Origin of the sequence: Bradyrhizobium jicamae (assembly GCF_018130215.1) — a bacterium.
GTDB classification, from domain to species: Bacteria; Pseudomonadota; Alphaproteobacteria; order Rhizobiales; family Xanthobacteraceae; genus Bradyrhizobium; species Bradyrhizobium jicamae_A.
The window spans coordinates 45494-59633 of sequence record NZ_JAFCKQ010000025.1; the positions used below are offsets into that span (position 1 = coordinate 45494).

Here is a 14140-nt window from a genome sequence, read left to right on the forward strand (position 1 = left end):
TCTGCCTCCGGATTGAATGCCGCAGGCGCGTGCTCCGTCATTGGCTGCCGGCCTTCTCGCACGGGTAGGCATCCTGCAACCCCCACAGCAGCAGGGACGCGACCAACCAATCACCTTTCGCTGACCGCTTGTCGGCCGACTTGAGCATGATCTCCTCGGTCTGCTCGGTGGTCAGTGCGAGGTTTTCGGGCATGCAGAACGCCATTTGGCCGCCATGGCGCCGCAACCACGCATTGGTGGCCATCAGGCCGCCCCTCACGCCGTCGAGATACATCTGATTGAAGAAGCGAAACGTCTCGTTCTTCGGATTGCGATAGGAATCCAGGCGCACATCGGCGGCGGCGGCAGGAACTGCCGTGAGCGCCAAGAAACACGTCGACAATATCCAATTGTTCATTGCTGCGGTTTCCCCGCCTTTGCGGCGGCATCCTTGCCGGCCGCTCCGTCAGTCTATCTGCAGCCGGATGCTGAAGTACAGGATGGTGAAGGTTACCGTGTCGTGGGCCGATAGGTCTTCGCGCCTGCGCGGCCCGATTGCGAGCCGGGGCTTTGCAGCTTTCCCGTATCAAGACTAACGACGGCGTCGACCGCGTCCATTGTTGCGCGGCCTTCCCGACGTTTCTTCACATCAGCCTTCAATCGAGCGCAGCACAGATCACCTGAAGAAGACGGTGGCGTGAGCGAGTTGGTTCGATCCCGGAAAATGCGAAGGCGGGCGGCCTGGTCTGCATAGCCACCCCAGCCCTAAGGTTCGACATCAGCTCCAAAACCTCAACGGCTCTTGAGCGCCCCAGTAGCCAATGAAAGCCGAGGCTGCGACGCGTGGCCGTCCTTCGATTTTCGAGACCGCATGCAGATGGCTCGACCGAAAGAGAATCAGATCGCCCACCTCCGGTGCAATTTGTGCATCAGGCGCGCCAAGCGACTCGGGATCTATGCCATGACCACCTGCCTGCTTCATCGCTTCATATTCATCGTCTGGCAGGCGTCTCGACCAGAGCTGAAGCACCCCTCCAGCATCTGCCTTGTCCAGATAGATGTTGGCCGCCAGCTGGTCTTTAATCGATCGGGCGATGATCAGGTCCGGGCCGTCGCGCCTGAGTGAATCCTGATGCGGTCTCGCAAAGCTTCCATTCTCGAAAATCCGGGTGAGCCCGACGAAGCATGTTCGACCATCAATCTTGAGAGTGACGGATCCTGCGGGCCACAGCTCGTCCATTTCAAGGCGAAGCCTGTCGATTGGCCATGCACATACGTTGCAAACCGCGCGCAGCTCTCGGAGAAAATCTGGTGCGCTGGCGAGATACAGCTCTCGAACGGCTTCATTGCCACGCGCATTTACAAATGGCGTACCGATACGGTTCAGATTGGTGGCGCGCTCGTAAGCGTTCACTTTGAACCTGCGCTATAGCGCTTCCACCAATTCAGGTGACCGCTCCGGGGGAAAGTAGTGCGGTATCCTGAGCGCCAACAACTGGCCGCCCAAGAGATCCTGCAGATCCGTGAGCGTAAGCCTTTCCGCAGCCCGTACCCGGGAGTTCCCGGCCAAAATACGGCCTGGTTCAACCAAACTCCGTGTCAATAGCACTCTTCCTTCTTTTACCAGCGATACCGATGAAGTGGATCAAGGTGGCCAGACCCAGCGCCACGGCGATCACAGCCACAAATGACCAACTGCGAGCGCCGTTGTCCGAAAGGTATCCGTAAGAGAGTGTACCGATCACCATTCCGATTGAACGCATGGCTCCCTCGGCCGCCATCACCAGACCAATGTATGACCCGGCACTGGCACCCCCGTGCTTTCGTGAAATTTCGTCGAGATATGGAACGATAATAATCTCACCAACAATGAACACGACGCCGCCAATGACGATCAGGGTCCACGTTTCCGTGAGCGTCATCAACAATAGCCCTAGTGTGAAGAATGTTGTCGCCAAACCGGGATACCGGTCGATCTTCAGAAATGTCTGATCAAATCTCTTGAACAGATAGCCGTTAAACCCAAACGTCAAAAAAAGAGCTGATATTGCGGTCGCGGTGTACAGGCAGGCGATAATATGAATATCGTTCACCGAGTCGGATATATACTTCGGAATTATCGTTCCCCAGTTGCCGTAGAGGATCAGCGGAGGAACGAGTCGCAAAATATCATGGTAGAAGTCACCGTTTCCAAGCGCCTCGATGATGGATCCCCCCGGAGCTGACTGGTTCGTCGCTTCATCAGGCTTCTTACGAGTGCCCACACCAAACAAGACGACTGACGCAGCGAACAAACAAAGCAGGAAAGCGATAAAGCTCTTCCAACCCAGTGCCGACAATATGTAGGCGGCAGCCAAATTTCCGCACAGTGATCCGGATGTCATCAATACTGCGCGGAGGGAGATCGTTTGCCGCATTCCAGTTCGGTCCTGTGTGGCAATGATCCTTCTGTTGAACAGCACTCGCGCCGCTGCGAAGGCTGCGCCGAGGGCGGCAAGCGCGATCGACAGCGGCATGAGGGACCGCGCCAGATAGAAGCACGCAAAGACTCCCAGGTAGATGGCGAGCAGAACCAGTGATGCTGTGCGTGCGGTTGAGCGCTCGACTGCTCCGCCGGCCAATACGGCACAAGCGGATTGAGCGATCACAAACACATTCAACAGGAGTGCAATCTTTCCATATGTGAAATTGCCGATATCATGAAAGACTACGAAGAAGTACGGCAGCAGCGCGCCTCGGGCCATGAATATCAGGCCGCTTGAAATAGCCGCCCACGCTCCACCCGTTTCGATGCCCGTGAAGAACTGACGCATAGCTTCGCAGTTCCTCTAGCCAACCGAGTAGAAATCTTGGTCGCTCAATATGGAGCGTACGGTCGTCTCAAGCTCGAAGCGCGCCTCGGAAGTCAACGTGATGCTGGACGGCGGCAGGAATCCTTCATGAGCTGGCCCCACACGTTCGCCGACCTTCGCGCGGACGTTGACGGCTTCCAAACCAGCGCAATTCCGTTTCACTCTCTCGATGCCGGGCGAACCGAGATAGTTCCCCGCTTTGAGCGGAAACGGGGAAATCACCGCGACGCTATTGGAAAGTACGTGGACGATTTCCGGGTCGTGTCCCTCCAGGACGCGAGCGTATTGCTCGATGAGGGATATTCCAAAGGCTCTCTCCATGAGTGCGTTGCGCCCGCCCCCCACGCGAGCGGCAACCTCAAGAAGCTTTGGCCCGTTGTCGCCAACGACGATTTCGACATGCGCGATGCAGTTGGCGAGGCCGATTGCCCTTACAGAGGATTCGGCTAGAGCAAATGCCTCTCCTTGCTGTTCTGTTGAAAGTGAACTGGGGACCAGTCTCGCAATGTGTGCAAACCCCACTTGGTCGAAGTCCATATTTGTCCAGATGTCGACAATCGGACTGCAATAAGGCGTGCCGTCGCGGCTCACGACGACGTCCACCGAAACACACCTGCCCGTTATGAACTCCTCGGCTTGCATCTTGGCGGGAGTTTTCGTCTTCCCGAGCTTGTCGAGCAACCTGCGTACCTCGGGACAGTCGCGCTGATACGCTTCCACGAGGGCGTGCTCGTCCCTGCACAGCGACACAAACATGCTTCCGAAGAGGTTTGCCGGCTTCAGAACGATCGGAAACTCGACGCGGTTCGCAAAAGTCCTCAGTTCGTCCAAATTGTTGATCTCGGCAAATTGAACAGTGTTCGCAGGTGGCAACTTGCGCGCAAAACGCTCGCGCATCCTGAACTTGTCCAATGCGATCGACGCCGCTTCTGGCGTCGGTCCCGGATATCCGTATTTTTGGGTCAAGCGGGCATGGTCGTGAACCGATGTCTCAATTGTAGTCAGCAGTATCGTTCGCTCACGCCATCCAGCAAGGACCTGAATCAGCTCGTCTGGCTGGCTCGTTGAAAAATCGACCGACGCAACGAATCCAACGTCGTTGGGGTCGGGAGCGGGCACCGGACAATTATTGTCCCGTAGGAGTGCAATCTCGTACCCCATCTGGCGCAGAGGCCTATAGTCGGCCGGCCGAACTGCCCCCAGAAAGAGCGCAGTACCCGAGGTCACGCGCGTCACCTTACGTTCCCTACAAAAGCGTCGCGCAGCCGGTTCATTCCGTCGGCAACCTGGCTTTCCGATAGAGAGAAGGAGACCCGAAGCCCCCAGGGATCAGCAAACGCCGAGCCGGGTACGGTCGAAACGTAAGCATGCTCAAGAAGCAACGATGCGACTTGGTCTGCATCCGATACAGTCGTTCCGAACAGCTTTCGGCCCTTGAGCTTGCCAAGCTGAAGATAGAAATAGAATCCGCCTTGCGGCGTAATCGCGCTCACATGCTGTATGCCATGCAACGAAGTCACGCCGATGGATCTGTTCTTCGTCAGGCGAGCGTGAAGTTCGCGAGGATAGGAGATGTGTGATGACTCCAGGGCTCTGAGCATTGCGTGCTGCGCGATGCTATTCGGATTGGAGTTGGTATGACTTTGGAGCGCGGTCGCTTTCTTGATGATTGTCTCGCTGGCCATCATATAGCCAAGACGCCATCCGGCCAGTGCGTGACTTTTCGAGAAGGAATTTATGACGACTGTGCGGTCAAATATTCCCGGATCCAGGTCGAATGGCCGAATATGACGCCGTCCGTCATAAAGGAATGTGGAATAGCATTCGTCAAAGATCAGGTAGATGTTGAGAGGCTTTATTAGTTTTATGAGTGAATCCAGATCGTGCTCCGAGATCACTGAACCTGTCGGGTTGCAGGGAGAGTTGACAATGATCCCTCGTGTCTTTGGCGAAATTGCCTCCGCTATCGCAGCAACGTCGAGTCCAAAGTCCGGTCGCCGCGAGTCAATCCCGACGGCCTTGGCGCCGACGAGTTCGATCTGTGTGGCAAATGTGGTCCAGTAGGGACTTGGGATGAGGACCTCATTTCCTTCCTGAAAAAGCAATAGCGCGGCGTTAAACAGGGCAGGTTTTGCACCGCCGGTGACCATCACGTTATCTGCGCTTATCACCCGATGCGCATCTCCAAAAAAATTGGCGGCAATCCCGCTCCTGAGGTCGTTCAGCCCCGCTGTGTCCGTATAGCCATTCGTCGCACGGTCGATCGCGTCCTTGGCGCCATTCTTGATTTCAGTTGCAGTATCGTCACCGATCTCGCCGGCTGCGAAATTGATAATTGTCACACCTTGTTCGGCGAGGCGGTTGGCGATTGAGCGCATGGCCGACGTCTTGGACTGCGCCAGCGAGTTCGCTCGACCTGCAAGCATTGTCGGATTCATCAGCGCTCCTCTCCCGCCAGATACCGAGATTCGGCAACCTCCAACTCCTGATAGTTCATCAACGAGAAGACGTCGTCCACGGAGGCTATATCTTTCTCGACGTCGGCAATCGCTTCGGCAGCCTGAATCCTCCTTGTTACAGAACGCATAGCTTGCAGGGCGGCGCGCAGATTGTGGTTGGCCCAGATGACCATGCTTACACTTGCGTCGCGATATCGCGAGGTCGGTGTCGCATGGTATTTGGTTGGCACGATCACCAGCGGCGCGCGATTCTGCCATTGTTCAGCGAATTGGAGGACTTCATCGGCGGTGGCCTTCTTCGAGTGAATCAAAACGGCATCTGCACCCGCATCGCAATATGCATGGGCCCGCTCAAGCGCAGCATCCATACCGTGCCCGGCGATGAGAGCTTCAACGCGCGCCACGACCGTAAAGGCGTCATGCAGCTGACTGTCTTTTGCTGCTCGAATCTTCCCTTGAAACTCTGCAATCGACGCCAGCGGCTGGCGATCGCCAATGAATGAATTTGTCTTCGGGAAAGTCTTATCCTCGATACAGACTGCAGCGACACCGATCGTGCAGAGCCTTTGGACTAGACGTCGAACGTTGTTGAAATTGCCAAAGCCGGTGTCCCCATCCAGCATTATGGGAATGCTCACGGACTCTTGCATCCTGTCCAAAACATCAACCACTTCAGTCCATGACGCCTCATTTGCATCGCGCAATCCGAGGGCAGTTGAGATTGACAAGCCCGACGCCCAAATTCCTCTGAACCCGCTTTCGGCAACGATCTTTGCGCTCAATCCGTCATGCGCTTCCATGATGAATTCCAGCACATTGGAGTTTATCATCGATCTAAATCGACCGAATATCGTGGCCTGATTGGAGATCGCGCACGCATGGACGTTCTTGCTCAAATGCACTTGTACCTCTCACACTCTGGTTGCGAGCTCCATGCGGAGCCTCGAGACACGATCTGACGATGCGGATTTGAGGGGGCCACGAGGACGACCAAACACCACAACCGCGAGCGCCGGTTCGTGACACGTTCGTGCTATGCCGCTCGGATCACTTCAATAAAGCGATGCTCAGGCTGCGCCGGCCGATGCCGAGCTTGGCACATATCGTACCGAGATGGCTCCCGACCTAGTTGATGGAAGTCGCCAACGCGGGGCCATTGCTTTGTCGGGCGGTTCTCCCGCTGCAAGGCACACCATCCCCGTTTGCGGATTGGTCAGCGGGCTCAAGTGGACGTCAGCATCGTCGGCGCGTATGGTCTTGAGGGCGAGCGCGATCGCGCAAGGATCGCAGCACCCGGACTTTCGGATAGATCCAGCGCCGGCGAGGAGCCCGCCCGAAATTCGAGAGCACGTCTGGCTCCAAAGCGCGTTCTGTCCAAGATGAAGACCGTTCGAAAGTCAGCCAGTAGCTCGCCACGCATGATAGAAACCCCCGAGCGGTCATCCATAGTTGAGCGATTCCTGGAATGGAAATCGTCTTTGTGGATCAGGGGTGATCAGTTCTGATTATGTGCGGCCCGTGAACGGAACGCGATCCGCTCAGGAGCCTCGACGTCGCGATGCATCCATGGGCCCGATTGCGAACTTGCGGCTGCACGTGTTTGATGCCGATCAAGGTCAGGTTAGCTTTCGTGGTACCAACTGGCTGATACCGATGCTGCTCGCGCTGTTTACCGACATCCACGCCAACCGGCAGGCCTTCACCGCCTGCCTCGAGGCCGCGCATGCGCGCGGTGCCGAGCGGCTGATCTGCCTCGGCGACATCGTCGGCTACGGCGCCGATCCGGAATGGGCCGTCGACATGGTGATGGACCTCGTGGCCAAGGGCGCAATCGCGGTGCGCGGCAACCATGACAATGCGATCGGCGCTCCGAGCGACAGCATGAATGACGACGCGCAGGCCGCTGTTGACTGGACCCGCGGCCAGCTCAGCGCCGAGCAGAAGCGCTTCCTCGCCGGCCTGCCGATCCTGCGCGAGGAGGACAACCGCCTTTACGTCCACTCCGAGGCCTCGGATCCGGAGCGATGGCGCTATGTCCGCGACACGTCGGATGCTGCGCGGAGCATGTTGGCGACCGAGCTCCAGATCACCTTCTGCGGCCACATCCATCGTCCGGGCCTCTATTCGATGTCGTCGGCCGCCAAGATGACGAGCTTTGTTCCGACGGCAGGCATCGCGGTGCAGCTGCTGGCCGGGCGGCGCTGGCTCGCGGTGCTCGGCGCGGTCGGGCAGCCGCGCGATGGCGACCCGGCCGCGTCATTCGCGATGTTCGACACCGTCAGCCGCGAGATCACCTATCTTCGGGTTCCCTACGATGTCGAGACCGCGGCAGCGCGGATCAGGGCGAGCGGCCTGCCGCGCTGGCTCGCCGATCGCCTGCTGATCGGCAGGTGAGGCGGTGGCGACGCAGCCGATGCGCCCGGGCGCGGTGATCGATGGGTTCACCGTCGGCGAACGGGTCCACCGCGGCGGCATGGCGACGCTGTGGAGCGTCACCCATCCCGGCATCGATGTGCCGCTCCTGATGAAGGTGCCGCTGACATCCGAGGGCGAGGATCCGGCGGCGATCGTCAGCTTCGAGATGGAGCAGATGATCCTGCCGCGGCTGTCCGGGCCGCACGTGCCGGCCTGTTTCGGCTCCGGCGATTTCGAGCGGCAGGCCTATGTGGCGATGGAGCGCATTCCCGGGCAGACGCTCTACAAGCGGCTCGACGATTTGCCGCTGCCTTACGAGGCGGCGAGGGCGATTGCCGGCAAGATCGCCTCCGCGCTCGCCAGCCTGCACCGCCAGAACGTCATCCATCACGACATCAAGCCGAGCAGCATCATGTTCCGTGAGCGCGGCGAGGCGGCGGTGCTGATCGACTTCGGGCTCTCGCACCACAATCATCTGCCTGATCTGCTGCAGGAGGAGTTCCGCCTGCCTTACGGCACCGCACCCTACATGGCGCCCGAGCGCCTGCTCGGCATACGCGACGATCCGCGCAGCGACCTGTTCTCGCTCGGCGTGCTGCTCTACTTCTTCACCACGGGCGTGCGGCCGTTCGGCGAGACCGAGTCGCTGCGCGGCATGCGCCGGCGGCTGTGGCGCGATCCCTATCCGCCGCGCAGGCTGAGAGCTGACTATCCCCCCTGGCTGCAGGAGATCGTGCTGCGGTGCCTCGAGATCGACCCTGCCGCGCGGTATCCGACCGCAGCGCAGCTCGCCTTCGATCTCGCCCATCCTGAAAAGGTGAAGCTGACCTCGCGGTCGCAGCGCCTGACGCGCGATCCGCTCGGTACGGTCTGGCGCCGACGCTTCAATCTCGGCGCGGTAGCGCCGCAGCCGAAGTCCAATGTCGCCGCCCAACTCGCGGCAAGCCCGATCGTCGCCGTCGCGCTGGATCCATCCCATGGTTCCGAGGTGCTGAACGACGCCATTCGCGTCACCGCCGAGCAGGTGTTGTCGACCTCGCCGTCGGCGCGGCTGGCCTGCGTGAACGTGCTGAAGCTCAACCTGCTGTCGATCGACCGGACTCTGGACGAGCAAGGCCAGAACAAGCATGTCGACCGGCTGGTGGCGCTCCAGCATTGGGCGCGGCCGTTCCGGCTCGACGAGAGCCGGCTCACCGTTCATGTTCTCGAAGCGATCGATCCCGCCAGCGCCATCTTGGAATTCGCCACGGCCAATCTGGTCGACCACATCATCATCGGGGCGCGGCAGAGCTCGATGAGGCGTTCGCTGCTCGGCAGTGTCTCGGCCAAGGTCGCATCCGAGGCGCCATGCACCGTGACCGTGGTGCGGCCTTCGCGGCTCGAACTGCAGGCGACGGCCGGCGCAAGCGATGGGGCGGCGATCACCCCGCCTGGACTGTTCTGACTACGCGTTGGCTCCCACGCGGCCGCGGGCGGTCAGGCGCGATGCAGACGAGTATAGGTGGTGCGTGCTGCCTTGGCACGGGGCGACGTTACGTAGGCGCGCCGCGCCACAAAGGCTGCGTTCAGGCCGAGCCATAATGCCAGGCCGCCCCAAATCAGGATCGCTGTCACGATTGCGCCTCCCCAAACTTTGAGGAAGTTGTGCATCAATTGAGATGAGTCTGTGAAGCCCGCATGACCACGGGGTACCGCAGAAATGTTGTGCATGCGGCAACGCAGCAGCCTGGTGTGCGCCGCACTTGCGGGCAGCAGGCGCGCCGTCGGTCAGATCGCTTCACCCCGAGCCAGCGCCGCGGAGTTGCGGATCGCCGAAATATTGGTGCGGTAGCTCTCGATGGTACCGCCCTTGAATACCGCGGAGCCTGCGACGAAGGCGTTGGCCCCGGCGGCGGCGAGCTGGCCCGCCACGTCAGGCGCAACCCCGCCATCGACCTCGATATCGATCTCCCGTCCGGCCGTCATCGCCTTGACGTCGCTCACCTTGCCGAGCGCCGAGCGGATGAAGGCCTGGCCGCCGAAGCCCGGATTGACCGACATCACCAGCACGAGGTCGACGAGGTCGAGCACATATTCGATCGCGCTCGCCGGCGTCGCCGGATTGAGCGACACGCCGGCCTTCTTGCCCAGCGCCCGGATCGCCTGCAGCGAGCGATGCAGATGCGGGCCGGCTTCGGCATGCACCGTGATGTGGTCGCAGCCCGCCTTGGCGAAGGCTTCGAGATAGGGATCGCACGGCGAGATCATCAGATGCGCGTCGAAGATCTTCTTCGTATGCGGTCGCATCGCCTTGATGACATCCGGACCGTAGGAGATGTTGGGAACGAAATGCCCGTCCATCACGTCGAGATGGATCCAGTCGGCGCCGGCCTGGTCGACGGCGCGGACTTCCTCGCCGAGCCTTGAGAAGTCCGACGCCAGGATCGAGGGCGCGATGACGAGGGGACGCGGGGTGAATGGCTGGGACATGAGCGCTTTCCCGAAAGGCGTTGCGGCCGTGGCGATGGCCCCGCCTATCACGCAGACGCGGGACGGGCAATGCGACGAGGGGACGGAACCGGCAGCGGAAAAATCTGCCGCAGCGGCAGCTCTTGCCGGGTGCGCCAACTTGTCCATTTCGCGGGAATGCCGGATTTCATTGGGTTTTTTCGCTGGCACGCGCCTTGCTCAACAATGGACGAGAGTTCGAACCGCCGCGCGCGGCGGTGTTTGGGGTGTTGCCATGTTGTTTGCCATCGGCGCTGCTTCGTCAGCGATCGACCTTCTCCAGTCGCTGATGTCGTCGAAGTCGGCATCCGCGCAGACCACGAGCACGAGCCAGGGCACGACCCAGGCCACCGGCCTGTTCGACCCCTCGATGGCGTCCTCGAGTTCGACCAGCACCAGCGCCGGAACCGGTTCCAACAGCGGGTGGTCGCAGATCTCGCCGGCGACGATGAGCGCGCTGCTGTCGGCGCAAAGCCAGGCGTCGTCGAGCGGAACGACGGGTACGACGACGACGAATTCCTCCAATCCGCTGCAGAGCCTGTTCTCGCAGATCGCAGCCAGCAGCACAGGCACGATCAGCAAGTCGCAATTCGAGAGCACGCTCGCCGCCGACGGCATCGGCACCACCCAGGCCGACGCGCTGTTCGCCAAGCTCGACACCAATGGCGACGGCTCGGTCAGCCTCAGCGAGCTGCAGCAGGGGACGCAGCGTGCCGGCGGCCATCACCATCATCACGCGGACAGCGGCGCCAGCGGCGGCGCGGGTTCCAGCGGATCGGATGGCTCGAACTCCGGAACCACCAGCACGACCGTGACCAACGCCGACGGCTCGACCACGACCACGTTGACCTATGCCGACGGCTCCAAGGTGACGATGACGACGCCGGCAGCCCCGTCCAACTCGTCAAGCCAGAACAACGCGACCTCGTCCTACAATTTCATCGAGCAGCTGATCCAGCGCCAATCGCAGGCGGTGTCGGCGCAGGCGAGTTCGTCGGTAGCGGTGAGCGCGTAGCGGCCCGGGGCTCTTCCGCGTCTCTCATTGCGAGCGAAGCTGCGCGTAACGATCTCCACGCGATCTAACCGAACCGATCCTGCCAGCTCGGCAGCGCGCCGGGGAAGGGCAGCGCGGTCGCTGCATAGACGCCGCGGGCGATGGCACGCGCCACCGTGTTGGCGGCCAGCGCGCCGAGCCTGGTGAGGCCGAACAGCGGGTCGATCGGTTTCGCGCCGGTCGCAGCGGCAAACACCACGTCGCCGTCGAGCGGTGCATGCACCGGGTAGATCGCACGTGCCATGCCGGTCTGCGCGATCATCGCCAGCCGCTTGGCCTGCGCCTTGGTCAGTTGCGCGTCGGTGACCACGACGACCAGCGTGGTGCTCTCCGCCGCCGTCGCGTCAGCGCCGCCTTTCAGCCGCACCTTCAGCATGTCCTCGGTGAAGGCCGGCGGCAGGCCACGTCCGCCGAACTCGTGGCCTACCTCGAACGGCGCGGCCCAGAACCAGGGGCCTGTGCCGACGGTTACGCTGCCGACTGCGTTGACGACCGCAAGCGCAGCGACCGTGACGCCGTCGTCGGCCTGCACGGAGGCCGAGCCGAGGCCGCCCTTCAGGGTCGCGGTGGTCGCGCCCATGCCGGCGCCGACGCTGCCGAGGTTGAAATCGCCCGTCGCCGCATCCGCAGCCGCGTAGCCAAGATCGCGATAGGGCGGAAAGCGTCCCCACGCCTTGTTGCCGCCGTTGAGAACATCGAAGCAGATCGCGCCTGGCACGATCGGGATCACCGCATCGCGGACGCGAAAGCCGCGGCCGCGCTCGGCGAGCCAGGCCTGCACGCCGCCGGCGGCGTCGAGCCCGAGCGCGGAGCCGCCGGACAGCGCGATGGCGTCGATCGCCTCGACGACGTTCTGCGGCGCAAGCAGCGCGTCCTCGCGCAGGCCGGGGCCACCGCCGCGGACATCGATTGAGGCCACCGCCGGTCGATCGAAGATGATGGCGGTCACGCCCGAGGCGATCGCGCCGTCATGGGCGTGGCCGACGCTGACGCCGGCGATATCGGTGAGAAGGTTTTTCACGATGCGTTCCGTTCCCGCCTGCCATCCGGATGATTCCGGTATAACAGCCGCAAGGAATGCAGCAAGGCAGGTAACCCGCCCTTTACCGACAATCGGGACAATGCGCGGGTTTACATCTTGATTCCCGATCTCCGCCATTAGCCTTCCGCGCGGAAGCACTGGGAGGGCCATTATGCCCCGTATTCTCGTGATCGACGATCAGGCCGACGTTCGGGCAATGATCGCGATCCTGCTGCGTGTTCAGCGTTTTGAGGTGATCGAGGCGTCGAACGCCGCCGAGGCGCTGGCCGCGTTCGAGGCTTCGCCCTGCGATCTCGCCATCGTCGACATCTTCCTGGACGGCAGGAGCGGGGTCGACGTCATCCTCGCCATGCGTGCGCGCGTGCCGCGATTTCCGATCGTCGCGATCTCGGGGATCACGGCGCTCGATTTCCTGCCGGGATCGGCCGACCTCGCCGACATCGTCGGCCTGCAGAAACCGTTCCGGCCGAACCAGTTGCAGCAGGCGATCGACGCTGCGCTCGGCTCCGTGATGCACACGATGGTCGCCGCGGGCTGATGCGCAACAAAAAACGCCCCGGCAAGCCGGGGCGTTTGAATGAGAGCGTCGGGAGATCAGCAATCCCGATCGGGTGCCCCGTCAGGTCCCCTTCTGGTTGATCTCGTAGTAGTTGCCCTTGTTGTCCCACTTGTAGACGACGTAGTCGATCTGCTTGATGTCGCCCTTGGCATCGAAGCCCAGCTTGCCGAGCACGGTGTCCCAATCGCCGGCCTTGATGGTGGCCATCACCTTCTTGGGGTCGGTGGTGCCGGCCTTGGCGGCAGCCTGGGTCCAGACCTGGATCGCCGCGTAGGTGTAGAGCGTGTAGCCTTCGGGATCGATGTTCTTGGCCTTGAACTTCTCGACGATCGCCTTCGCGGTCGGCTTGTTGCGCGGATCCGGGCCGAAGGTGAACAGAGTGCCTTCAGCGGCGGGGCCGGCGATCGAGGCGAACTCCTTGTCGTTCAAGGCGTCGCCCGCCATCAGCACGGCTTGCAGACCCTGGTCACGCATCTGGCGCAGGATCAGGCCGGATTCCTGATGGTAGCCGCCGACATAGACGAGATCGATGTTCTCCTTCTTCAGGCGCGAGACGATCGCGTTGAAGTCCTTGTCGCCCTTGTTGTAGGACTCATAGAGCTTCTCCTGGACGCCGGCCTTGTTCAGCGACTTCTTGGTCTCGTCGGCGAGGCCTTTGCCGTAAGTGGTCTTGTCGTTCAGGATCGCGATGTTCTTGCCCTTGAAGTTCTTGATGATGTAGTCGGCGGCGACGATGCCCTGCTGGTCGTCGCGACCGCAGACGCGCGCCACGTTCCAGAGTTTGCGCTCGGTGAACAGCGGGTTGGTCGAAGCCGGCGTGATCTGCAGGACGTTGGCGTCGGCATAAGCCTCGGACGCCGGGATCGAGGACGACGAGCAGAAGTGACCGGCGACGAACGGAATCTTCGCGCTGCCGATCTTTTCCGCGATCGAGCGCGCCTGCTTCGGATCGCAGGCATCGTCGTTGGCTTGCAGCGCGAGCTTCTTGCCAAGGATGCCGCCGGCCGCGTTGATGTCGGCGACGGCCTGCTCGGCGCCGTTCTGCATCTGCCGGCCGAAGGCGGCTTCGTCGCCCGTCATCGGGCCGGCCACTGCAATGGTGATGTCCTGCGCGAACGCGCTCGCCGACAATGCGAACGAAGCGCCCAATGCCAGGCCGATGATCTTCAGTGATTTCATGACAAGTCCTCGTGGTCGTTGCCTTTTGGGGAAGGACCCGGCGGGCCGGGTACAATAACCGGCGCCATTCTCGGATGAATTCGCGGCGAAGTCACCGGCAATTTTCAGGTAAAA

Annotated in this window: 14 protein-coding genes; 4 read left to right on the plus strand and 10 right to left on the minus strand. The window is 61.3% G+C overall.

Annotated elements, in window-relative coordinates:
• Positions 1–37: 37 nt before the first annotated feature.
• From JQ586_RS24375 to aepX, 6 genes are all read right to left on the minus strand, one after another.
• Complete coding sequence (locus JQ586_RS24375) at positions 38–367, minus strand: hypothetical protein (protein WP_249148050.1); 330 nt, start codon at positions 365–367, stop codon at positions 38–40.
• Positions 368–757: 390 nt separating this feature from the next.
• On the minus strand, positions 758–1393 hold the full coding sequence (locus JQ586_RS24380) for a 2OG-Fe(II) oxygenase (RefSeq protein WP_212397153.1): 636 nt from the start codon (positions 1391–1393) through the stop codon (positions 758–760).
• A 169-nt stretch (positions 1394–1562) separates the two neighbouring features.
• Positions 1563–2792: an MFS transporter gene (locus tag JQ586_RS24385; RefSeq protein WP_212397154.1), complete on the minus strand. Its 1230-nt coding sequence runs from the start codon at positions 2790–2792 to the stop codon at positions 1563–1565.
• A 15-nt stretch (positions 2793–2807) separates the two neighbouring features.
• Positions 2808–4067 carry an ATP-grasp domain-containing protein gene (locus JQ586_RS24390; RefSeq protein ID WP_212397155.1) on the minus strand — a complete coding sequence of 420 codons (1260 nt, stop codon included), beginning with the start codon at positions 4065–4067 and terminating at the stop codon, positions 2808–2810.
• Positions 4064–5269, minus strand: a complete 1206-nt coding sequence (locus JQ586_RS24395) for a pyridoxal phosphate-dependent aminotransferase (protein WP_212397156.1) — start codon at positions 5267–5269, stop codon at positions 4064–4066. The genes JQ586_RS24390 and JQ586_RS24395 overlap by 4 nt, the downstream gene beginning before the upstream one ends.
• Positions 5269–6192, minus strand: coding sequence for a phosphoenolpyruvate mutase (gene aepX, locus JQ586_RS24400; protein WP_312017007.1), 924 nt, complete (start codon positions 6190–6192; stop codon positions 5269–5271). The genes JQ586_RS24395 and aepX overlap by 1 nt, the downstream gene beginning before the upstream one ends.
• A gap of 751 nt (positions 6193–6943) precedes the next feature.
• On the opposite strand from aepX, the gene JQ586_RS24405 reads away from it, so the two are divergent.
• Both JQ586_RS24405 and JQ586_RS24410 read left to right on the plus strand, forming a co-directional pair.
• On the plus strand, positions 6944–7684 hold the full coding sequence (locus JQ586_RS24405) for a metallophosphoesterase (protein WP_212397214.1): 741 nt from the start codon (positions 6944–6946) through the stop codon (positions 7682–7684).
• A 19-nt stretch (positions 7685–7703) separates the two neighbouring features.
• Positions 7704–9149 carry a bifunctional serine/threonine-protein kinase/universal stress protein gene (locus JQ586_RS24410; RefSeq protein WP_212397215.1) on the plus strand — a complete coding sequence of 482 codons (1446 nt, stop codon included), beginning with the start codon at positions 7704–7706 and terminating at the stop codon, positions 9147–9149.
• A gap of 32 nt (positions 9150–9181) precedes the next feature.
• Here the strand turns inward: JQ586_RS24410 and JQ586_RS24415 are convergent, their stop codons facing one another.
• Together JQ586_RS24415 and rpe are read right to left on the minus strand one after the other, a co-directional pair.
• On the minus strand, positions 9182–9319 hold the full coding sequence (locus JQ586_RS24415) for a hypothetical protein (RefSeq protein ID WP_212397157.1): 138 nt from the start codon (positions 9317–9319) through the stop codon (positions 9182–9184).
• A gap of 153 nt (positions 9320–9472) precedes the next feature.
• Positions 9473–10174 carry a ribulose-phosphate 3-epimerase gene (gene rpe / locus JQ586_RS24420; RefSeq protein ID WP_212397158.1) on the minus strand — a complete coding sequence of 234 codons (702 nt, stop codon included), beginning with the start codon at positions 10172–10174 and terminating at the stop codon, positions 9473–9475.
• Positions 10175–10427: 253 nt separating this feature from the next.
• Between rpe and JQ586_RS24425 the strand changes: the two genes are divergently transcribed.
• Positions 10428–11207, plus strand: coding sequence for an EF-hand domain-containing protein (locus JQ586_RS24425; protein WP_212397159.1), 780 nt, complete (start codon positions 10428–10430; stop codon positions 11205–11207).
• Between the two features lie 64 nt (positions 11208–11271).
• Here the strand turns inward: JQ586_RS24425 and JQ586_RS24430 are convergent, their stop codons facing one another.
• Positions 11272–12267: a P1 family peptidase gene (locus JQ586_RS24430; RefSeq protein WP_212397160.1), complete on the minus strand. Its 996-nt coding sequence runs from the start codon at positions 12265–12267 to the stop codon at positions 11272–11274.
• A 172-nt stretch (positions 12268–12439) separates the two neighbouring features.
• Here JQ586_RS24430 and JQ586_RS24435 point away from each other — a divergent pair, with 172 nt between their 5' ends.
• Positions 12440–12826: a response regulator gene (locus JQ586_RS24435; protein WP_212397161.1), complete on the plus strand. Its 387-nt coding sequence runs from the start codon at positions 12440–12442 to the stop codon at positions 12824–12826.
• Positions 12827–12907: 81 nt separating this feature from the next.
• On the opposite strand, the gene JQ586_RS24440 is transcribed toward JQ586_RS24435, so the two are convergent.
• The gene (locus JQ586_RS24440) at positions 12908–14026 is read right to left on the minus strand and encodes a branched-chain amino acid ABC transporter substrate-binding protein (protein WP_212397162.1); all 1119 of its coding nucleotides are present in this window, start codon (positions 14024–14026) and stop codon (positions 12908–12910) included.
• Between the last annotated feature and the right edge of the window lie 114 nt (positions 14027–14140).

Excerpts from the sequence above, each read along its gene's own strand:
- JQ586_RS24385 (WP_212397154.1), bottom strand. The coding sequence starts at position 2,792 with ATGCGTCAGTTCTTCACGGGCATCGAAACGGGTGGAGCGTGGGCGGCT.
- JQ586_RS24395 (WP_212397156.1), bottom strand. The coding sequence starts at position 5,269 with ATGAATCCGACAATGCTTGCAGGTCGAGCGAACTCGCTGGCGCAGTCC.
- JQ586_RS24405 (WP_212397214.1), top strand. The coding sequence starts at position 6,944 with ATGCTGCTCGCGCTGTTTACCGACATCCACGCCAACCGGCAGGCCTTC.
- JQ586_RS24410 (WP_212397215.1), top strand. The coding sequence starts at position 7,704 with ATGCGCCCGGGCGCGGTGATCGATGGGTTCACCGTCGGCGAACGGGTC.
- rpe (WP_212397158.1), bottom strand. The coding sequence starts at position 10,174 with ATGTCCCAGCCATTCACCCCGCGTCCCCTCGTCATCGCGCCCTCGATC.
- JQ586_RS24425 (WP_212397159.1), top strand. The coding sequence starts at position 10,428 with ATGTTGTTTGCCATCGGCGCTGCTTCGTCAGCGATCGACCTTCTCCAG.
- JQ586_RS24435 (WP_212397161.1), top strand. The coding sequence starts at position 12,440 with ATGCCCCGTATTCTCGTGATCGACGATCAGGCCGACGTTCGGGCAATG.
- JQ586_RS24440 (WP_212397162.1), bottom strand. The coding sequence starts at position 14,026 with ATGAAATCACTGAAGATCATCGGCCTGGCATTGGGCGCTTCGTTCGCA.